Consider the following 19,704-nt stretch of genomic DNA (forward strand, 5'->3'; position numbering starts at 1 on the left):
GCAGAATCGGACCATACTCGCCGCCTACGTGGAGGAGTGCGGCCCGCCCGCGGGCATCCGGGTCGGCGAGGTCCCGGAGCCGCGCCCGGGGGCCACGGACGTGCTGGTCGACGTCGAGGTCACCGCGGTCAACGCCGTGGACACCATGGTGCGCTCCGGCGCGTTCCGCACGCCCATGGACTTCCCGTTCGTCATCGGCCGGGACCTGGTCGGCACGGTCCGGGCGGCGTCCCCCGGCGTGCCGGGCTTCCGGGCCGGCGACCGCGTGTGGTGCAACAGCCTCGGCCACGGCGGACGCCAGGGTGCCGCCGCCCAGCGGGCCGTCGTGCCGGGCGACCGGCTTTACCGGCTGCCCGCGGGCGTGGACCCCGTGGCGGCGGTGGCGGTGCTGCACCCGGCGGCCACGGCGTATCTCGCCCTGTTCACCCACGGCAGGCTCCGCGTCGGGGAGACCGTCATCGTCGCGGGCGGCGGGGGGAACGTCGGCGGTGCCCTGATCGCGCTGGCGGCGCACGCCGGTGCCCGCGTCGTCGCGACGGCGAGCGAGCGGGACGCGGAGCGCTGCCGCGCGCTGGGGGCGGCTGAGGTGGTCGACTACCGGAGCCCGGATCTCGCGAAGGAGCTGCGCGAGGCGTGCCCGGAGGGCGCCGGCATCTACGTCGACACCTCCGGCCGCAACGACCTCGACCTCGCCGTCGGGTTGCTGGCCTGGCGCGGGCGGGTGGTCGTCCTCGCCGGGATGGGCTCGCGGCCGGTGCTGCCCGCCGGGCCGCTGTACGTCATGGACCGCTCGGTCGTCGGCTTCGCCGTCTCGCACGCGACGGCGGCGGAACTCGCCGAGGCCGCCGTCGTCATCAACCGGCTGCTGGCGACCGGCGCGCTGCGCCCGCCCGCCACGGAGACGCTGCCGCTGAGCGACACCGCCGGGGCGCACCGCCGGCTGGAGTCCGGCGGGGTGCGCGGCAAGCTGGTGCTCCGCGTGCCCGCCGCGGGCTGACGGACCCGGCCCCGCCGCCCCCGTCCACGCGGTCCGGCGGGTCAGAGCGGGGCCATCCGCAGGCCGGCGTCCAGGCGCACGGTCTCGCCGTTCAGCATCGAGTTGCCGATGACGTGCTCCGCCAGCGCGGCGAACTCGTCGCCGCTGCCGAACCGCTTGGGGTGCGGCACCTGCCCCCGCAGGTGTTCGAGCACCCCGTCGGGCACCGCCGACGTCAGCCGGGTGTCGAACAGGCCGGGCGCGATGTCGACCACGCGGATGGCGTGCGGCGCCAGCTCCCGCGCCAGCGGCAGCGTCATCCCCGCGATGGCGGCCTTGGAGGCGGCGTACGCGCACTGCCCGTTCTGCCCGTCCCAGGCGGCGATGGAGGACGTGGTGATGACCACGCCGCGGTCCTCCTCGACGAGCGGCTGCGCCGCCATGCGCGGAACCGCCTGCCGGATGACGTTGAAGGTGCCGAAGAGGTTGGTGCGGATGACCGCCTCGAACTCGTCCGCGCGCATCACGCGCCTGCCGAGGATCTGCTTGCTGTACGTGGTTCCCGCGCAGCAGACGACGGTGCGCAGCTCGCCCATCTCCCCGGCCGCGTCCAGGACCCGCCCGACCGCCTCGTCCTCCGTCACGTCGCCGGCGACGAAGGCGGCCAGCGGGCCGAGTCCGTCGGCGGCGGCCCGCCCGGTGGCCTCCGAGCGCCCCATGACCAGCACCCGCGCGCCCGCCGCCACCAGCCGGCGCGCGGTCGCCAGCCCCAGGCCCGCCGTACCGCCGGTGACCAGTGCCACCGTGTCCTTGAGCTGCACCGCAGTCGTCCTCTCCTCGGTCGGGGCGCCGGCGCGTCAGGCCGCGGCGGCCGGGTCGTGCCAGCGCACGATCGCCGCGCCCCCGGTCATGCCGGCGCCCACGGCCAGCAGCGCGAACAGGTCGCCGTCGCGGAACGGCCGCTCGGCGTGGGCCATCGAGAACGCCACCGGCACCGAGGCGCCCGCCGTGTTGCCCGTCAGCCGGCCGTAGTCGGGCACCACCTCCGGCGGGAGGCCGACGAAGTCGCCGAGCCAGCGGACCAGCTTGGGGTTGGCCTGGTGGACGAGGACCCGGTTGAGCTGGTCCAGCCGCACGCCGGCCTTGGCGAGCGCGGCTTCGAGGATCTTCGGGCCCATCTCCATGACGACCCTTTTCACCCCGCGCCCGTCCATCTGGAAGTAGCCGCCGTGGAGGGGCAAGCCCGCGATCTCCGACAGGGTGCCGTCTGCCCACAGCTCCAGCGCGAGGATCCCGTACCCGTCCGGTACAGGCCCCAGTTGGACGGCTCCGGCGGCGTCGCCGAAGAGCGGCGCGACGCGGCGGTCCGTCGGGTCGACGAAGCGGGTGAGGACGTCGACGGCGACCACGAGTGGGCGCCTGGCCAGTCCGGCGGCGACCATGGCGGTGGCGACGGAGAGCGCGTACAGGAACCCGGAGCAGCCGGCGCTGACGTCGAGTGCCGGCCCGCCGGACAGGCCGAGATTCCGCTGCACGTAGCAGGCGGTGGAGGGGGACAGCCGGTCGGGGGTGCTGGTGCCGACCGCGATCATATCCGCGCCGATGGGGGCGACTTCGATTGCGCGGCGGGCGGCCTGCGTGGCGAGGTCGGAGGTCAGCGCCTCGGGTGCGGCGTAGTGCCGGCTTTCGATTCCGGTCCGTTCGCGGATCCACTCGATGTCGACGCTGGCGGTCTCCGCCACCGCCTCGTTGGACACGGGGGCGCCAGGCAGATGGTGCCCTACTCCGACGATGCCTAACGAGGTTTTTTTCATCGTCCGCTCCGTTGTCGTCCGGACATGGCGGCGTGCGGTGGAGAAACCCACATGACAAAGAACAGTGGCTGCACGACGGGGAGTCCAGCCGGGCCCCGCGGGTTTGTCAGGTGAGGCGGACGGTGTCCCGCGACCTGACAGACTCCGCCGGCTCCGTGTTGAGCGGGCCGTCCCGGGCGGCGTTTACTGGCGGCGCGCCGGATTCCAGCGGCATCCGGCCGGTCGCGCAAGGAGGGTGGGAGCAGCGTGCTGGACGCCGAGATGACGGCCGCCTATCTGGAACGGATCGGGGCCGACCGGCCGGAGCGCCCCGACGCGGCGGCGCTGCGCCGGCTGCACGAGCGGCATGTGCTGTCAGTGCCGTTCGACACCCTGGACTTCCACATTCCGCGGGAGGTCTTCTACAAGGACGCGCGGGTCGTGGACAAGATCGTGCGGGAGCGCCGCGGCGGCGTGTGCGGAGAGACCAGTACCGCCTTCCACTTCCTGCTGCGGTCCCTGGGATTCGCGACCACGATGCACCACGGCAGGGTCTGGTTCGGCGACCGGCTGTCCGCGCCGTACAACCACCTCCTGCTGTCGGTGGACATCGACCGGGAAAAGTGGATCGTCGATGTCGGATTCGGCAAGACATCCCGGTATCCGCTGCTGCGTGACTCCGAGGAGCCGCAGCGCAATGCGCACGGCGAGTTCGTCGTCCGCAAGGTCGACGGCCGGACGTACGACGTGTTCCGCAACGGCAAGCCGCAATTCCGCTTCTACGACGAAGAGGTGGACCTGTCCGTCGACCTCGACCAGGTCGTCTGGTGGATGGGCACCTGCCCCGAGTCGCCGACGCTGCAGAACATGATCTGCTCCCGGCCGACGGAGGAAGGCCGGGTGACCCTCAAGGACGACGTGCTGACCGTCGTCAGCGGCGACGAGCGGGAGACCGAGAAGCTCACCGGCGACGCCGAGGTGCTCGCGGCGTACGAGAAGTGGTTCGGGTTCACGCTGCCCGAACGCCCCGTGCCCGGCCCGCACGCGCGCCACGACCCCTCGCGCGTGATGGCCGTCGAGCGGGACTGAAGCCGCCTTCGCCGCCCCTGCCTTCGCCGAACACGTCCTGCACCGGGCCGGCCCGGCCGTCACGAAGCGCACGACACCCGGGGCCGTCAGGGGGTGACGACCGCGAAGTCCGGGTCGGGCCGGTCGAGCACCGACAGCAGGGTGCGCAGCGCGCCGGGGTCACCCGTGTGCTCGATGTCCTCCGGGCTCCCGCCCGCCAGCAGAGCGAGCAACTGGGCCTTGGTCAGCGCCAGCGACACGTCGGCCGGCTCGGCGGACCCGCCGTCGAGGCGGTGGTGGGTGAAGGCGCCGTGCGCGAGCGTGGCGCGGTGGTGCTCACCGAGGTCGGTGACGTGCCAGTCCAGGGTGAGGCGGAGATCCCAAGCCCGGGGGCCGTCGACGACGATGGCGATGGAGTCGAGAAGCTGCTCCACGCTGAGCGCGGCCATCATGCCGCCCGCGGTGATACCGGTGTGCTTGACGCCCTCGCGCAGCTCACGGGCGCCGACGAGATAGCAGTTGCGCCAGGTCGCGCACTCGGCGCCGTGGCCGAGTCGTTCGAAGACGTCCGCGAGCGTGTTCTTGGCGCCGGTGTGGTCGGGGTCGGCGAACACGGCGTGCTTGAGGAGCTGAGCCGCGAAGCGCAGATCGCCGTCGTCGGCGTACGCGCCGGCCTTGACCACCAGAGCGTCGACGCCGCCCATGCACTCGGCGTACCGCTTGGCGGTCTCGGCCGGCGGGTGTTCCCAGAGCGAGGCGGGGTGGCCGTCGTACCAGCCGAGGTAGCGCTGATAGATGGCCTTGACGTTGTGGCTGACGCTGCCGTAGAAGCCGTGCGTGTGCCAGGCCGCGGCGAGCGACGGGGGCATCTCGATGATCTCGGCGATCTCGGTACCGGTGTGCCCCTGGTTGGCCAGCCGCAGCGTCTGATCGTGCAGATACGCGTACAGGTCACGCTGCTCGGCCAGGAAGTCGCGCATCGCCTCCTGCCCCCAGGTCGGCCAGTGGTGGGAGGCGAACAGCACGTCGGCGTCGGCGGCGAAGAGCCGCAGCGCCTCGTCGAGACAGCGGGCCCACATCCGGGCATCGCGTACGAGGGCGCCGCGCAGGGTGAGGATGTTGTGCAGATTGTGGGTGGCGTTCTCGGCCATGCACAGCGCGCGGTAGTCGGGCAGCAGGAAGTTCATCTCCGCCGGGGCCTCGGTGCCGGGCGTCATCTGGAAGATGAATCCCACGCCGTCGACGGTCTCGGTCTGCCCGGTGCGGGTGACCTCCGTCGTGGCGGGCACCAGGGCGGGCGTACCGGTGGAGGCCGTGAACCCCAGCCCCATGCCGACGAGCCCGGCGGGGCCGCGTTCCAGGTTCATCCCGCCGTAGTAGAAGCCGCGGCGCAGCATCGCGGTGCCGGCGTAGACGTTCTCCGCCACGGCGTGCTCCAGAAAGCCGGCCGGGGCGAGGACCGGGAGGTCCGCGTCCGGGGTGAGCACGCCGAGGATGCCGCCGAAGTGGTCGAGGTGCGAGTGCGTGATGACCACGCCGGTGACGGGCCTGTCGCCCCGGTGCGCGCGATACAGGGCCAGCGCCGCGGCGGCGGTCTCCCGCGAGATCAGCGGATCCACGACGACGACCCCGTGGTCGCCCTCGATCAGAGTCATGTTCGACAGGTCGTACCCGCGGACCTGCAGCACGCCCTCGGCCACCTCGTACAACCCGGCACGGGCGCACAGCTTCGCCTGCCGCCACAGGCCGGCGTCGACGGTACCGGGGTGTTCGCCGTCGGGAAGAGCACTGAGGAAGCCGGTGTCGTCGAAGTCCCACACCACCCGCCCGTCCGCGGCCGTGACCTGCCGCTCGGCGGGTCCGGCGAGGAACCCGCGGTCGGCGGCCTCGAAGTCCGCGCGGTCGCTGGGGTCGGGCGTGGCCATGCGTGTCCTCCCACGGGGTGAGTGCCCTGCCCACCAGCCTCCGCCTGCGGAACACGGCCGACCCCCGGAGGCGAGCCGTTCGGGTGACACGCGTAGACGCGCGCGTGCGCCGGCCCTGACGGCCCGAATCCTCGTGATCGTGTCCCGGTCATGTCACCAAACAGTCACACCGGCAGACACGGGCGGCCGGGGTCCGACACGATTCACCGGTCCGAACACGTATTTGCTAGGGGAATCATGCACAAGCGCACTGCCCGTGCTTCCGTTCTTGCTGTGGCCGCGGTGGCTCTGACCTTCGCTGTGGCCGGCTGCGGTAGTGACAGCGAGGGGGATGAGGCAGCCTGCAAGGAGGCCATCACCGAGCAGTTCAAGGAGTACCAGGCGGGCGATGAGAACGCCGGGGATGAGCGTCCGGAGGCCTGCGAGGGCATCGATGACAAGACCGCTGAGCGACTGGGTCAGGAGATCGCCGAAGAGGAGCTGAAGGGTGTCGAGGAGTCCCTCGACGCTCCCTGATCGTCACCGGAGCCCGCTCGGCGCGCAGGGCGCACATGCCCTCCGCACCGGGCGGGCCCCGCTCCGTCAACCGAGCGGGCCACCAGACCCGTAAGGGCGGATCCGCACCCCCGGCCGCATGTTCACGGCGCCGGTGCGCAGCCTCCCTCCATGAACAAGGCCACCCGCAGCCCCGCGGCCGTCGCGGCCCTGCGCACGAAGCTGTCGACCACAGCCGCCACGCTGGCCCTCCTGACAGCAGCCACCCTCGCCGGCGCCGCCACCGCCGCGGCCGCCGACACGAACCCCGTGACCAACGCTCCCACGGCAGCGCCGACGCTGCGCGAGCAGGCCGACGCCCTCATGGACCTCACCTACGCGGAGTTCGCCGGAACCCCGCACGTCCAGCCGTTCAACTGGACTAACGACGGCTGCTCGGTCCCCACCGGCTACGCGCCGTACAGCGAGGTCTTCCGCCCCGCGTGCGTCCTCCACGACTTCGGCTACCGGAACTACGGCGGTAAGCACGAACTGAAGCTCAGCCCGACGCGTGAGACGAAGGACTGGATCGACAGCCGCTTCCGCACCGAGATGCGCCGCATCTGCGACGACCGCAACGGCTCCCGCCTCTCCCACCTCGCGTGCGTCAACGCCGCCGAGGCGTACCACGGCGCGGTCCAACTGGGCGGCGACAGCTCGTTCTTCTGAAACCTGCCGGGCGCGAAGCGGAGATCGGCGGAATCATCACCCGCTGGTCTCCGCTGGGGGCAGTTCTGCCTCCTTCCCGAGCCGAGGTCGGCACATTGCTCGGGACTCGCTGGACGGTCGGCGCCCGCGACGCTTTTCGGGGAGGAAGTATTGCGACGGCCTTGGCCCGATGCTCTTCACGCCGCCTGCGGTGTGACTGTGCATGACCGTGCTCTTCCCAGTGGTGCCCGTCTCCGCCCTCACCCTGATCTGTCACACGGGAATGGCTTATCCCGAGGTACTGAACGATGGCGCCCGCTTCCAAGGGTGGCCATCCGTCCCATTCGACGACAAGCCCGGCCTGACGGCGACCGCCGGAAAGCGGTTCGGACGGTCGTGGACATTCACTGCCCGCCGGAGCACTTTCGTGTCGCCGGCCCGTTGCTGTCGTGCCCGTCGCCTGGACGCGCGGTTGACCCCGGCCACTTGCACCCGGGGTTTGTCTGGTTCGGGTGTGGGTGTGGGATATGAGTGCCGCAGGGGTGCGCGTGATAGGTGAGTGGAGTTTGTCCGCGCGACTCGGCCCGTGTGACGGTGCCGAGCACGATGGTGTGGTCGCCTCCGCGGACGAGTTCATCGACCGTGCAGGTGACCCAGGCGGTGGCTTCGGTGATGTGGGGGAGTCCGTCCTGCCGTTGTCGGGCGGCGGTGATGAAATTCGCGGGTCTCTTGAAGGCGAAGGTTGGAGCGAACGTGGATTGCGCTCGGTGTCTCCTTGTCGCGCCACGTCGAGAGCCGGGTTTCGGCTGCTCGTCGTAGGCGAGGGGTGCGGTGCCGCGGATTTCGCCCCCGAGTTGCACCCTCATCGCCGCGTGGCAGTAGGTGAAGCTGATGCCCGCGCCCGCTCCTCCGGGGCGTGCGGCCGGTGGACCGTGCGCCGTCGTACGCGGCTCGCGCGCCCGCGCTGCGGTGACTCGGTGTCCGGTGTGGCGCGCCCCTTGGCCCTGATCCACGGCTTGTCGGCTGTCGTCTGTGGTGGGCAGCTTGTGGCACGTGAGGTTCGTGGTTCTGCCTGTGTGGTGGTTTGCCCGCTGGGGTTGCGGGTGTGTGGTGGTCGCCAAGTGGGCGCCAAGTCGTTGGTGTGTGGTGGCCAAGTGGGGTTGTGGATGCTGTGTGGTTGTTGGCTGTGGGTGTGTGTGGTTTGTTCGGGTTGTTGGGTTTGTGTGGGTGTGTGGTTGGAGGGTGTTGTGGAGATTCGGGTTTTGGGTCCGTTGTGTGGTGTGGTGAATGGGGGGTCGGTTGTTCCGTCGGCGGGTAAGCCGCGGCAGGTGTTTGCGTTGTTGGCTTTGTATCCGGGGCGGGTTTTGCCGGTGTCGATGTTGATGGAGGAGGTGTGGCGGGCTGAGTTGCCGCCGAGTGCGATGACGACGTTGCAGACTTATATTATGCAGTTGCGGCGTTGTTTGGGTGGTGCGTTGGGGGCTGGGGGGTCGGAGCGGGCGAAGGGTGTGTTGGCTACGCGGCATGGTGGTTATGTGTTGCAGGTGCCGCGGGAGTCGGTGGATGTGTTTGCGTATGAGCGGTTGGTGGGGGAGGGTCAGGAGGCTTTTGAGCGGGGGGAGGATGAGCGGGCGGCGCGGTGTTTTCGGCAGGCTTTGGGTTTGTGGCAGGGGCCGGCGTTGGTGGATGTTCGGTTGGGGCCGGTGATGGAGATTGAGGTGATGCGGTTGGAGGAGTCGCGTTTGGTGACGGTGGAGCGGCGGATTGATGCGGATTTGCGGCTTGGTCGTCATGGGGAGTTGATTGCGGAGTTGGCTGATTTGATTGCGCGGCATCCGCAGCATGAGGGTTTGCATGCGCAGGCGATGTTGTCGTTGTATCGGTCGGGTCGGCAGGCGTCGGCGTTGGATGTGTATCGGCGGTTGCGGGCGCGGTTGATTGAGGAGTTGGGTGTGGAGCCGTCGCCGCCGTTGCAGCGTTTGCATCAGGCGATGTTGGCGGTGGATCCGGAGTTGGATGTGGTGGCGGGTCCGCGGCGTGGTTCGACGTTCGACCGGTACGCGGCGTAGCCGGTGGCCCGGTGGCCCGGTGGCCCGGTGGCCCGGTGGCCCGGTGGCCCGGTGGCCCGGTGGCCCGGTGGCCCGGTGGCCCGGTGGCCCGGTGGCCCGGTGGCCCGGTGGCCCGGTGGCCCGGTGGCCCGGTGGCCCGGTGGCCCGGTGGGGCCCGGGTGGGCCGGGCGGCCCGGTGGTCCGGTGGAACTGGGGCTGGTGGCTCGTTGAGGGCTTGGTGGGACAGGGGCTGGCAGGCCGGGGTGGGTGGCGCGGTGCCTCGTTGGCCGGTGGCCCGGTGGGATCGGGGCCGGCCGGTCGGGGAATCGGGGCTGGTGGCCTTGTGGCCCCTGCGGGTGTGGCCCCCCTGGGGTTCGGTGGGCTGGTGGGATCGGGGTCCGGTGGGACTTGGCCGGTCCGGGGGCCGGGCTGGCTGTTCGGCGGCTGGGGGTCCGGGGGCTGGTGGGGGTGGAGTTGGTGGCCGTTGGAACCGGGGCCGGGAGCCGGTGGGTTCGGGTCGGGTGGGATCGGTGGCCGGTGGGATCGGTGGCCGGTGGAGGCGGGGCCGGTGGGCTGGTGGGATCGGGGTCTGGTCCGGGGCTTGGTTGGTCGATGGCCGGTGGGGCTGGCTGGTTGGCGGTTGGCGGCCTGGTGGGAGCTGGTGGGCTGGTGGGTTGGTGGACCGGTCGGTGGGCGGGTGGCGGGTTGATTCGGGGTTGTCGGCCGTGGTGGCTGGTTGTGCTGGGGCGGGCTGGTCGGCGGTTGGTTGGCGGTTGGTTGGCCGGCGGTGCTTGGTTGGTGGTTGGTGGGGTGTGAGTGGGGTGGTGGGGTCGGTGTGGCGGGCGTTGGTGGGTTTCGGGTCGTTGTTTGTGGGGCCGTTGGTGTATGAGTTTGCTTTGGCGCCGGGGTGTGAGAGGGTGCCGGACCGCGGCCGCGGTGGCGTTGGCGGTGGTGGTCGGGGTGTGGCGGGTGTGGGGGGTGGGTTGCCGGTGGGTCATCCGGAGCGGTTGTGTGTGGGTGTTCCGTTGTCGGAGGGGGAGCGTCGGCTTGCGCGTGAGGTGTGGCCGGGGTCGGTGGCCGGTGGGCGGGTTTCCGGCGGTGATGGCTGATCCCGCCGTGTCTGGTGCGCGTGTGTCTGGATGAGGTTGGCGCCGTGGGTCGGCTGGTCGGGGATGGCCGTGCGGGGTTGGGTGTCGGTGGGTGTGTGGGTGCGGCCTCGTGAACGGTTTGTTCGAGGTGATGGCCACGGGCGGCTTTCCTCATGCTCTGTCAGAACCTGGATGAGGAGTGGGGCGCCGCGCTGGTCGAGTTGCGTGTAGCCCGGGTCGTTGATGTAGAAGGATCGACGCGGTCGTGGTGGGCGGTTGTTTTGGTGGGCTGGGGTTCGTCGGCGGTCTCGGCGAGCTGGTTGACGAGCGTGGTCGGGGGGGCCTGGGGTCCGGGTTTTGTGGTCTCGGTGTCCAGGGTGGTCGGCGGGTGGGGGCTTTTTGGTGCCGGAGTCGCTGATGGTGTCTGGGTGTGGGTCGTGCATGGTGGGTGGCTGCGGTGTTCGGCAGGCGTTGCCGTTCGTGGTGCCGGCGTCTCCTCGTCACGGGAGGTTTCCCCGGTCGCCCCGCGGCCCCCGGGGGCAGGTCGGGACAGGGTGGGGCCGGTTTCGCGGGCATGACCCTCCCGCGCCTGCGCGGCGGAGCCGACACCCGTGGACGAGTGGGGTTGGGTGGGGGGTTTCCAGTGGTGACGGTTGACTGGCTGTGTGTGGGGGCGGGCGGGTGGGTGGGGGTTTGGGAGGCGCCTGGTTTGCTGGGTGGCGGTGTTCACGAGTTTTTGACAGCACCTGAGAGGTCGTTCTCTTTCCGAACCTCGTGTGAGGTCTTTGCTGGTCAGGCATGAAGTAGCTGCTGCTGCGGGAGTCTCGGCTCGTTGCCGGGTGAGATGTCGTGGAGGTGGCGGATGCCGTCGATGCGGGCGGTTTTGGAAACGCGGCGGAAGGCCGCGGCCGCGGAGGTGAAGCAGCTCGAAGCCGAGTTGGAACGGGTGCGGGCGGCTCTGGCGGAGGCGGAAGAGGTGCACTGGTGCCGGGTGATCGGCCTGGAGCAGTATCTGGAGGCGCTGGCTGAGGAGGACGTGCCTGCCGACGTGGTCGGTGAGGGGTCGCGGAGGAAGCCGGTCGGTCCACGCCGGGCGGTGCCTCACCGGCGACAGGCGAGTGAAGTGGAGGAGTTGTCGCCGGACTATCAGGCGTTGATGGCTGCTGCGGCCGATGCGGGAGACGACGGGCTCGGTGCCCGGCGGGCGGCGGTGGTGCTGGGCTGGGACAGCGCGTCGGCCTCCCGTGTCGAGGGAGCCAGAGCACGGCTGAAGCGGCTGGTGGAACGAGGCTGGCTGGTCGAGAAGAAGGCGGGCAGATTCACGCTGCCCGCATCGGAGCAGGACCCTGGTGCCGGGCGGCCAGGCGGCGGCTCGTGAGCATGGACATCGACCACAGAATGACGGCTTCGCTGGTGTCGGTGCGCCGCTCGTAGTCACGGACCAGACGCCGGCTGCGCAGGCACCAGGCGAACGACCGTTCCACGACCCAGCGGCGGGGCAGGGCCTTAAAGCCGCGGGCGGTGTCGCTGCGGCGGACGATGTCGAGTGCGATGCCGAGCTGTGTTGCACTCCAGTCGACGAGGTGGCCGGTGTAGCCGCCGTCGGCCCAGACCCGTGCCAGCCGCCCGAAGCGGTCCTGGGCCGCCGGCAGCAGAACGCGGGCGGCGTCCCGGTCGGTGGTCGACGCAGGCGTGACCAGCACCGCCAGCAGTAGCCCGAGCGTGTCGGTGAGCAGGTGCCGCTTGCGCCCGTTGACCTTCTTCCCGGCGTCGAAGCCGCGAGAGGTGAGAGCGACGGTGGCGTCCGCCTTCACCGACTGCGAGTCGATGACCCCCGCACTGGGCTCACGTTCACGTCCCTCGGCCTCGCGGGCAGCCTCACGCAGCCGGTCGTGCAACTCGGCCACGAGTCCCCCATCCCGCCAGCGGGCGAAGAAGGCGTAGACCCGAGGCCAGGGCGGGAAGTCCGACGGCATCGCCCGCCACTTGATGCCGTTGTCGACGAGGTAGCGGATCGCGTCGAGCATCTGTCGGTGACAGTAGCCCTCCGGCCGCCCGCCCCGGCCCGCCAGCCACCCGGGAACCGGCAGCAGATCCCGCACCAGAGCCCACTCGGCATCGCTCATGTCCGAGCCGTACCGCGGCCGGCGACCCGGCCGGTCGGCCGCATTCCCGAACCTGTGGGCGAGACAGTCACACCCAGGAGTGGACCAACTGGACCCGACAACCGTGACCACGCGACACTTCGACAACAGGGCCTCTTGCTCCTCGCTGGACTCGACATCCGCGAGCTACCAAGAGGCCCTTCTTCCATGCACCCCCACCGGCAAACTCACCCGCACCAGGCCCCTGTTCGAACATCACCGACCACCCGAGCGGATAGAGAACAGCCAGTGAGTGCTTGACCATCTGATATCGAGTAGGTCGGGGAGGAAGGTGTGGGTCGTGCCGCTGAATGCAGGTGTGGGTGCCGCGGTCCAGATGATGGGGTGGCACGGTGGTCCATCACGAGGAGGCGGTGACTGTCCGGCCCCTGACGGTGGCTTGGGTGAGCCGTCACCTGGCGGCTGGTGAACGGATCGTCGGAATCGCGGCTCTGCACGGCGGCGCCACTGCCGTAATGCGGCGGCTGACCATCAGCACACGGGATGGCGGCTCCCGTGACCTGGTGCTGCGGGCCTTCGTCGACCCGTTCTTCGTGGAGCACGCCGAGGACTGGCTGAACAGGGAGGCCGGCGCCCTGGCCCTGCTGACGGGGACGGGGGTGGCGGCTCCGGCGCTGGTCGCGGTTGATCCGGCCGCCGTGCATTGCGAGTATCCGTCGCTCCTGATGACACATCTGGCGGGTCGGATGGTCCTCACCGACGAGAAGGTGGACAGGCGTATTCCGCTGCTGGCCCGTCAACTCGTGGCGATCCACGCACTGCGACCCGCCGAGCGGCCCCGGGCTTACGAGGCGTGGACGACCGCCGACACCGTCGTCGTCCCGGAGGGCGCCGACGCGGCGGTATGGGCCGCGGCGATCGGCCTGATCCGCAAGCCCGCGCCGCCCTATGAGGGGCGGTTTTTGCACCGGGACTTCCACCCCGGCAACGTGCTGTTCGACGTACCGCGCGCAAGGCCGGCCAACGCCCGGATCACCGGCGTCATCGACTGGGCCCAGTCCTCCTGGGGCCCGGCGGATCTCGACGTAGCGCGCTGTTGCACCAACCTTGCGCTGCTGCACGGCCCGGCCTGGGGTCTGCGGTTCGCCCAGGCGTATGAGGAGGCGGGTGGGGTGCTGGCCGCGGACGCGAGCGAGCGGCTGTACTGGCGGGTGCGGGACGGGCTGGCGTTCTCACAAGACGTGCAGTTGGTGGCGCAGGCATGGCGCAAGGCAGGCAGGGAGGACCTGACGACGCGAGCCGTGGAGGAGCGGCTGGATGCCTATGTCACCACCCTGATGGACGCGCCGCGCTGAGCCACGCCATGCCGGTGCGCGGGGCGGGGTGCCGTCCTATCTCGTGAGCAACCGCAGCGGTGAAGATCACCGACTGCTGCTGAAACTGATCGACAAACGCCGTCCCTCAAAGTGAACGAAGCCGGTCTCGGTCTGCTGGGTGTGCGCGAGCCGGTGGGAGTCGGTGCCGGTCTCGTTGACGAGCGTGGTCGGGGGTGTGTGGCGGGGCTGGGGTCCGGGTTTTGTGGTCTCGGTGTCCGGGGTGGTTGGCGGGTGGGGGCTTTGTGGTGCCGGAGTCGCTGATGGTGTTTGGGTGTGGGTCGTGCGTGGCGCTCCGGCTGGTGACGGAACACCGCCACCAGTCCAGCCCTACCCAGCCCTACCCAGCTCATCGGGGTGTGTGGCCGCCGAGGCGGCCGTGAACCCCGGACGGCCGGTGCGCTGACCGGAAGGCCCGGGCTGGCGGATCATTCCTGCTCGGAGGCCGCGGCGAGGCGACGTCGGCAGAGGTCGGCAGCTGTCAGGTGGGGCCTGTGCAGCGCATCGCTGTAGAGCTGCATCTCACGAGCCGCCCGGTCCAAGTGCCGCCAAAAACCCAGAGGCAGATCATGACCATCACCCAGACCGACCAGACAATCAAAAGCAAGCCCCAGCTCATTGTGCTCCAGGAACTCCAACGCCGCCGAGAGATCAATGCCCGGCACAGACGTGAGACAGACCCGGGCAGCATCCAGGTGGCCGCGGGTCCGATCCCAGCCGGACCGTAGAGCATCACCATTATCAGTCATGACGCCAAGTGTTACCCGCGCCCCCACCAAGGACACACGACTTCCAACCCTCCGGGATCCAACGCAAACCCCTCCTGCTGCGGATGCCGGCACGCTCCGGCTACCGGCTACCGGCCGTCACGCCTTCAAGCCCCACTCGTCCACGGGTGTCGGCTCCGCCGCGCAGGCGCGGGAGGGTCATGCCCGCGAAACCGGCCCTACCCTGTCCCGACCTGCCCCCGGGGGCCGCGGGGCGACCGGGGAAACCTCCCGTGACGAGGAGACGCCGGCACCACGAACGGCAACGCGTGCCGAGCACCGCGGTCACCCACCCTGGCCTTTACCCGCCTGTGGGGGTGGATGCGCTGACCGGCATGGTTCGCGGGGCTGGATGTGTCGTCGCCTGTCCGTGCCTGGTCGTGGTCGGTGTCGCCGGGTCAGGGGAAGGCGGTGGGCAGGTGGGGCATTGGTGTGGTGGTGGATGAGGTCGTGGTTCGGCGGGCCGGCTTCATCGGTGAGGCGGTGCGGGGGGTGGGGCGTGGGCTTGTTGTGTGCGTTGGCTGTCGGTGGTGTGTCGGGTGTGTCGTCTGCGGCTTCCACCCTCCCCCCGGGGGGTGTGGCTGTTGTGCTGCCCCGGGGTGCTCCTGGGTGGTGTTGCTGCGCCTGCTGTGCCCGCACTGTCCCCTCCGGGCCCCTGACACCCGGCGCCCGGCTCTCGGGCTCCGGGCCCGGGCCCTGACGCCTGGCCCTCGGCCTGGCCCCTTGACGTCTGGCCCTCGGCCCTCCTTGACGTCTGGTTCCTGACGCCTGGTTCCTGGTTCCTGGTTCTTGGGTTCTGGTTCCTGGCGGTGCTGCTGTAGTCCGGTGCGCTCCGTGTTCTGCTGTTTGAGGTCCCTGTTCGGTCGGGCTGTGGGTGGCAGCCGTGCTGGTGGACTGTTGTTGTGTGGTCCGGTGTCGGCGTGGTTCGGCGCCTGGGTCTGTGATGTCCTCGGCGCCGTGGAGGTCGTGTTCCCCCGGGGGGCCGGTGGTGGGGGTGGCGGGTGGGTCCTGCTGGTTTTCGCCGCCTGTGCCCGGCGGTGGGTTCTGGGTCTGGGTGTGGGTGTGGGTGTGGGTGTGGGTGTGGTTCGGTAGCCCTTAAGAACGCCTGCACGAAGGGAGTTCTGCTGCCGTGCCGGTGTTTCCCGGTGGTTCCGGTGTTTTCCCGGTCGTGTCGTGGCGCCGGTTTTGCTGCTGCTGTGGGTCTGTTCGGCGTTTTCTTGGGTGTGTGGGTTGGTGTTGTGGGTTGGTGTCGGTGTTGTTTGGGGAGGGGTTTTTGCCGGTGGTTTTCTGAATCCGGTCGGTGGTGTGTTCGGGGTGTTTTCCGGGTTCGTTGTGGGGGGTGTGGTGGTGGGGGGTGTGGGGTGGGGTTAGTTCCATTCGATGAGGGCGAAGCTGGTGGCCATGCCGCCGCCGAAGCCGGCGAGGAGGATGAGTTGGCCGGGGTGGAGGGTGTTTTGGCGGGCGGCGGTGTCGAGGGTGATGGGGATGGAGGCGGCTCCGGTGTTGCCGTAGTGGGTGAGGGTGCGGTGCATGGTGGCGCGGGGCATGGCGAGGTCTTCGATCATGGAGTCGAGCATGACGCCGTTGGCTTGGTGGGGGATGATGTGGCTGATGTCGGCGGGTTCGACGCCGGCTTCGTGGAGGAATTCTTTGATGAGTTGGGGGAGTTGTTCGACGACGAAGCGGCGTACTTCTCGGCCGTCCATGGTGAAGTATTGGAGGTTGTTGTCGAGGGTGTCGTGGTTGTGGGGGTGTCGGCTGCCGCCTGCGGGGACTTCGATGAGGTGGGAGAGGTCGCCGAAGGTGTGGAGTGCGACGTGGCGGAGGAGGGGGCCGTGGCGGGTGGTGCCCAGGACCATGGCGCCGGCGCCGTCGCCGAAGAGGACGACTGTTTTGCGGTCGGTGGGGTTGAGGATGCGTGAGTATATGTCGGCGCCGACGACGAGGGCGTAGCCGCCGCGTCGGAGGATGGCGCTGCCGACGGCGGAGAGGGCGAAGACGGTGCCGGAGCAGACGGCGTTGACGTCGAATGCGGCGGTGCCGGATGCGCCGAGGTTGCGTTGGACGTAGGCGGCGGTGGGGGGTTGGGGGCGGTCGGGGGTGGAGGTGGCGACGGCGATGACGGAGAGTTGTTCGGCGGTGATGCCTGCTGCTTGCATGGCGGCGCGTGCTGCGGTGGTGGCCAGGTCGGAGGTGGCTTGGTCGGGGGCGGCCCAGCGGCGTTCACGGATGGCGGTTTTGCGGGTGATCCAGTCGTCGTCGACGCCGGCGGGTGCGCCGACTTCGTCGTTGGTGACGATCCGGTCGGGCACGTAGGCGCCGGTGCCGAGGATTCTGACGTCGATGCTGGGGCTGATCCGGTCCGGCACGTCGGCGTCGATATCGATGGGCCCGATGTCGGTCATGCGTGCCCTCCCCTCGAGTGGTCTCGGATGACTGTCTGTTCCCTGCCCCGCCCAGTCCCGCCCCGCGCCCGTCCGGCCGGCTCGGCCTGGCCGGTGAGCGGCCGGGCCCGTGCACGGCCTGGGTGGTGCGCGGCCTGTCCCTGAGCGGCCCGGCCCGCGCGCGGTCCGGTGCGTGTGCGGCTTGGCCTTGTGCGCGGTCTTGCTGGTGCGTGGTCCGGCTGGTGTGCCGGTCCGGTTGGTGCGTGGCCTGGCCCGTCGGCCGGCCCGGCCTCGTATGCCGGCCTGGCCCCGTGCGTGGTTCGGCTCGCGCGCCGGCCTGGTCCTTGCGCGGCCGGGCTGGTGCCCGGTGCCCGGTGCGTGGCCTGCGTGGCCTGCGTGGTGCGTGGGGTGGCTCGCGCGCCTGCCCGGTCTGGGCGGTGCGCGGCCGACTGGTGCGCTCTGGCGTGTGCGTGCTCCGGCTGGTGCGCCGGTTGGGTGGTGCGTTTTGCGTCCCGTCCCGTCGCGCCCCGCCCTGCCCCGCGGCCCCGGTCTGGGTCCGGTCTGTGCGTGGCCTGACTGGTGCGTGGTGCGTGGTGCGTGGTGCGTGGTGCGTGGTGCGTGGTGCGGTTCGTGCGCCGGCCCGGCTTTGTGTGCCGGTCTGGCTGGCTGGTGCGTTTTCCGTCCCGTCGCGCGCTGCGGCCCGGTCTGGGTCCGGTCGGTGCGTGGCCTGGCCTGGCGCTGGTCCGGCCTTGTGTGTGGCCTGGTGTGTGCGCCGGTCCGGCTGGTGCGGTCTGGCTGGTGTTGCCCGCCCGTCGGCCTGGCGGCCCGTGCGGTCTGGCTGGTGTCGCCCGTCTGCCTGCCGGCCCCGTCTGCCCGTCTGCCCGTCGGCCTGGTGGTCGTCGGCCTGTTGGTGTGGCTGGTGTGTTGCCTGGCCGTCGGTTCGTGTGGGCTGGTGCGCACGCCGGTCCGGCTGGTGCGTGCCGGTCTGGTTTGTGTGTTGTCTGTTCTGCTTGCCGGCCGGGTTTGTGGGCGGGTTTGTGGGCGGGTTTTGTGGGTGGGGTTTAGCGGGTTTCGTAGATGCGTTTGTGGTTGTTGATTCCGGCTAGTCGGTAGGGGCCGGTGGTTTGGGTGGGGGTGGTGTGGTGGGTGCCGTCGGTGGGGAGGGTGTTTTCGTGGAGTTGGAGGTAGGTGGGGTAGTCGATGGTGGTGCGGCGGGTGATGGTGTGTTGGTTGGTGGTGGTGTGGAGGTGGTTGTGGTAGTCGGGGGTGGGGGTGGCGGCGAAGAATTCGGCGACGCTGCCGGAGCCGTAGCTGAAGAGGCCGATGGGTTGGTTGGTGAGGTCGGGTGTGTGGTCGAGGAGTGCGGCGAGGCCGAGGTAGACGGAGGCGGTGTAGCTGTTGCCGATGACGTTGTTGTAGGTGGTGGTGGGGCCGATGGCTTGGGTGATGGTGTGGTGGTCGGTGTCGCGGTCGTTGTAGTTGAGTAGGTGGCGGTGTGCTTTGTAGGCCATTTTTGTGAATGGCTGGTGGTAGCAGAAGGCAGTGAAGTCGTCGAGGGTGTGGCCGCCTTGTTCGGTGTAGTCCTTCCAGGTGCCTTCGACGGCTTGGAGGTAGGCGTTGATGGATTCTTGTCCGTCGACGAGGGCGGTGTCGCGGTAGTTGGGTCGCCAGAAGTCCATGACGTCGGCGGTGTAGAGGCCGGAGGGGTCGTGGATGGTGAGCAGGGCGGGGTTGGCGGTGACGAGCATGGCGACGGCTGCGGCGCCTTGGGTTGCTTCGCCGGGGCTGTCGGCGTCGTATTTGGAGACGTCGCTGGCGATGACGAGGACGTGTTGGGTGGGGTCGCGGCGGATGAGGCCGAGGGCGAACTGGAGGGCGGCGGTGGCGCCGTAGCAGGCTTGTTTGAGTTCGACGACGCGGGTGGCGGAGGGGAGTTGGAGGAGGGAGTGGACGTAGACGCCGGCTGCTTTGGCCTGGTCGATGGATGATTCGGTGGCGAAGACGACGGTGCGGATGCGGTCGCTGCCGTGGCGGGCGATCAGGGGGGCGGCGGCGGTGGCGGCCATGGTGACGATGTCTTCGTCGGCGGCGGGGATGCTCATGGATTCCTGGCCGATACCGGTGTGGTATTTGCCGATGTCGGTGCCGTTGTGGTCGGCGAGTGCGGTGTGGGGCAGGACGAACTCGGTGGTCGCGAACGACAGGTCGTGGATTCCGAGGTGGTGGGACATGCCTAGGCACCAACCTTTGCGGTCGTGTGGTCGCGTTCGAGCTGGAGGTGTGCGCGCATGAGTTCGCCGGGGTTGGTCTGGGCTGCGAGCAGGGACAGTTCCCCGCACAGCACGGTGGCCGCGGCGATGACGGCGAGCCTGCGTGCGTTGGTGCCGGGTTCGCCGTCGGCGCGGCAGCCCAGGCGGGTCAGGTTCGTCTCCACGAAGCCCAGGCCCTTGCCGTTGCCGACGGTGCCGACGATCAGGTTGGGCAGGGTGCAGGAGAAGTACAGGTCGCCGTCGCGGTCTTCGGCCATCGTGACGCCTTGGGAGCCTTCGACGATGTTGGCCGCGTCCTGGCCGGTGGCCAGGTAGAAGCCGAGGAGCATGTTCGCGTAGTGGGCGTTGGCCGAGCGGATACCGCCGGCCAGGAGGGTGCCCAGGAGGTTCTTGCGGATGTTGAGCTCGACGACTTTCGCGGCGGTGGTGTGCAGGACGTCGGTGACGACCTGCTGGGGGATGAGCAGTTCGGTGACGACGTTCTTCCCGCGGCCGAGGATCCCGTTGATCGCGGTGGCCTTCTTGTCGGTGCAGTAGTTCCCGGAGATCGATCCGTAGGAGATGCCGGGGATGGTCTTGAGGAGGTGGCCCAGCAGGGCGTCGGAGGCGAGGGTGGCCATGTTGTGGCCGGAGGCGTCGCCGGTGCTGAACTCGAAGCGGATGAACAGCAGATTCGCCGTGATCTCGTGGCGGATGCCGATGAGCTGGGCGTACCGGCTGCAGCC

At 69.9% G+C, this 19,704-nt stretch carries 16 protein-coding genes; 7 read left to right on the forward strand and 9 right to left on the reverse strand.

The annotated features are described in order from the left end of the window. Window positions 1-13 precede the first annotated feature (13 nt). Entirely contained in the window at window positions 14-997 is a 984-nt protein-coding gene (locus tag O7599_RS36755) for an NADPH:quinone reductase (RefSeq protein WP_281623662.1), read from the forward strand. A gap of 41 nt (window positions 998-1,038) precedes the next feature. Here the strand turns inward: O7599_RS36755 and O7599_RS36760 are convergent, their stop codons facing one another. Next, window positions 1,039-1,797: an SDR family NAD(P)-dependent oxidoreductase gene (locus O7599_RS36760; protein WP_281619943.1), complete on the reverse strand. Its 759-nt coding sequence runs from the start codon at window positions 1,795-1,797 to the stop codon at window positions 1,039-1,041. Between the two features lie 36 nt (window positions 1,798-1,833). Next, window positions 1,834-2,790 carry a ketoacyl-ACP synthase III gene (locus tag O7599_RS36765; RefSeq protein WP_281619944.1) on the reverse strand — a complete coding sequence of 319 codons (957 nt, stop codon included), beginning with the start codon at window positions 2,788-2,790 and terminating at the stop codon, window positions 1,834-1,836. 246 nt (window positions 2,791-3,036) lie between these two features. Between O7599_RS36765 and O7599_RS36770 the strand changes: the two genes are divergently transcribed. Next, a complete protein-coding gene (locus O7599_RS36770) occupies window positions 3,037-3,858 on the forward strand; it encodes an arylamine N-acetyltransferase (RefSeq protein WP_281619945.1) in 822 nt (273 codons plus the stop codon). An 86-nt stretch (window positions 3,859-3,944) separates the two neighbouring features. Here the strand turns inward: O7599_RS36770 and O7599_RS36775 are convergent, their stop codons facing one another. Continuing rightward, a complete protein-coding gene (locus O7599_RS36775) occupies window positions 3,945-5,762 on the reverse strand; it encodes an alkyl sulfatase dimerization domain-containing protein (protein ID WP_281619946.1) in 1,818 nt (605 codons plus the stop codon). Between the two features lie 237 nt (window positions 5,763-5,999). Between O7599_RS36775 and O7599_RS36780 the strand changes: the two genes are divergently transcribed. Further along, the gene (locus O7599_RS36780; protein WP_281619947.1) at window positions 6,000-6,278 is read left to right on the forward strand and encodes a hypothetical protein; all 279 of its coding nucleotides are present in this window, start codon (window positions 6,000-6,002) and stop codon (window positions 6,276-6,278) included. A gap of 150 nt (window positions 6,279-6,428) precedes the next feature. Further along, entirely contained in the window at window positions 6,429-6,965 is a 537-nt protein-coding gene (locus O7599_RS36785; RefSeq protein WP_281619948.1) for a phospholipase A2, read from the forward strand. Window positions 6,966-7,348: 383 nt separating this feature from the next. Here O7599_RS36785 and O7599_RS36790 read toward each other — a convergent pair whose 3' ends face one another. Beyond that, window positions 7,349-7,810 carry a flavin reductase family protein gene (locus O7599_RS36790; RefSeq protein WP_281619949.1) on the reverse strand — a complete coding sequence of 154 codons (462 nt, stop codon included), beginning with the start codon at window positions 7,808-7,810 and terminating at the stop codon, window positions 7,349-7,351. A gap of 381 nt (window positions 7,811-8,191) precedes the next feature. On the opposite strand from O7599_RS36790, the gene O7599_RS36795 reads away from it, so the two are divergent. After that, the gene (locus tag O7599_RS36795) at window positions 8,192-9,013 is read left to right on the forward strand and encodes an AfsR/SARP family transcriptional regulator (protein WP_281619950.1); all 822 of its coding nucleotides are present in this window, start codon (window positions 8,192-8,194) and stop codon (window positions 9,011-9,013) included. A gap of 1,938 nt (window positions 9,014-10,951) precedes the next feature. Beyond that, window positions 10,952-11,458: a hypothetical protein gene (locus O7599_RS36800; RefSeq protein WP_281623316.1), complete on the forward strand. Its 507-nt coding sequence runs from the start codon at window positions 10,952-10,954 to the stop codon at window positions 11,456-11,458. On the opposite strand, the gene O7599_RS36805 is transcribed toward O7599_RS36800, so the two are convergent. Further along, window positions 11,400-12,206, reverse strand: a complete 807-nt coding sequence (locus O7599_RS36805) for an IS5 family transposase (protein WP_281619951.1) — start codon at window positions 12,204-12,206, stop codon at window positions 11,400-11,402. The two genes, O7599_RS36800 and O7599_RS36805, sit on opposite strands and share 59 nt — an antisense overlap. 422 nt (window positions 12,207-12,628) lie before the next feature. On the opposite strand from O7599_RS36805, the gene O7599_RS36810 reads away from it, so the two are divergent. Beyond that, a complete protein-coding gene (locus tag O7599_RS36810; RefSeq protein WP_281619952.1) occupies window positions 12,629-13,540 on the forward strand; it encodes an aminoglycoside phosphotransferase family protein in 912 nt (303 codons plus the stop codon). A 446-nt stretch (window positions 13,541-13,986) separates the two neighbouring features. On the opposite strand, the gene O7599_RS36815 is transcribed toward O7599_RS36810, so the two are convergent. From O7599_RS36815 to O7599_RS36830, 4 genes are all read right to left on the reverse strand, one after another. Then, window positions 13,987-14,307, reverse strand: a complete 321-nt coding sequence (locus tag O7599_RS36815) for a MafI family immunity protein (protein WP_281619953.1) — start codon at window positions 14,305-14,307, stop codon at window positions 13,987-13,989. Window positions 14,308-15,692: 1,385 nt separating this feature from the next. Then, window positions 15,693-16,730, reverse strand: a complete 1,038-nt coding sequence (locus tag O7599_RS36820; RefSeq protein ID WP_281619954.1) for a ketoacyl-ACP synthase III — start codon at window positions 16,728-16,730, stop codon at window positions 15,693-15,695. Between the two features lie 1,040 nt (window positions 16,731-17,770). Further along, entirely contained in the window at window positions 17,771-18,940 is a 1,170-nt protein-coding gene (locus O7599_RS36825) for a hydroxymethylglutaryl-CoA synthase (protein WP_281619955.1), read from the reverse strand. 2 nt (window positions 18,941-18,942) lie between these two features. Then, a partial coding sequence (locus tag O7599_RS36830; protein ID WP_281619956.1) for a hydroxymethylglutaryl-CoA reductase occupies window positions 18,943-19,704 on the reverse strand: 762 nt, incomplete at its 5' end.

Origin of the sequence: Streptomyces sp. WMMC500 (assembly GCF_027497195.1) — a bacterium.
Taxonomy (GTDB): Bacteria; Actinomycetota; Actinomycetes; order Streptomycetales; family Streptomycetaceae; genus Streptomyces.

Excerpts from the sequence above, each read along its gene's own strand:
- O7599_RS36765 (WP_281619944.1), bottom strand. The coding sequence starts at position 2,790 with ATGAAAAAAACCTCGTTAGGCATCGTCGGAGTAGGGCACCATCTGCCT.
- O7599_RS36775 (WP_281619946.1), bottom strand. The coding sequence starts at position 5,762 with ATGGCCACGCCCGACCCCAGCGACCGCGCGGACTTCGAGGCCGCCGAC.
- O7599_RS36780 (WP_281619947.1), top strand. The coding sequence starts at position 6,000 with ATGCACAAGCGCACTGCCCGTGCTTCCGTTCTTGCTGTGGCCGCGGTG.
- O7599_RS36785 (WP_281619948.1), top strand. The coding sequence starts at position 6,429 with ATGAACAAGGCCACCCGCAGCCCCGCGGCCGTCGCGGCCCTGCGCACG.
- O7599_RS36790 (WP_281619949.1), bottom strand. The coding sequence starts at position 7,810 with ATGAGGGTGCAACTCGGGGGCGAAATCCGCGGCACCGCACCCCTCGCC.
- O7599_RS36800 (WP_281623316.1), top strand. The coding sequence starts at position 10,952 with ATGCGGGCGGTTTTGGAAACGCGGCGGAAGGCCGCGGCCGCGGAGGTG.
- O7599_RS36805 (WP_281619951.1), bottom strand. The coding sequence starts at position 12,206 with ATGAGCGATGCCGAGTGGGCTCTGGTGCGGGATCTGCTGCCGGTTCCC.
- O7599_RS36815 (WP_281619953.1), bottom strand. The coding sequence starts at position 14,307 with ATGACTGATAATGGTGATGCTCTACGGTCCGGCTGGGATCGGACCCGC.
- O7599_RS36820 (WP_281619954.1), bottom strand. The coding sequence starts at position 16,730 with ATGACCGACATCGGGCCCATCGATATCGACGCCGACGTGCCGGACCGG.
- O7599_RS36825 (WP_281619955.1), bottom strand. The coding sequence starts at position 18,940 with ATGTCCCACCACCTCGGAATCCACGACCTGTCGTTCGCGACCACCGAG.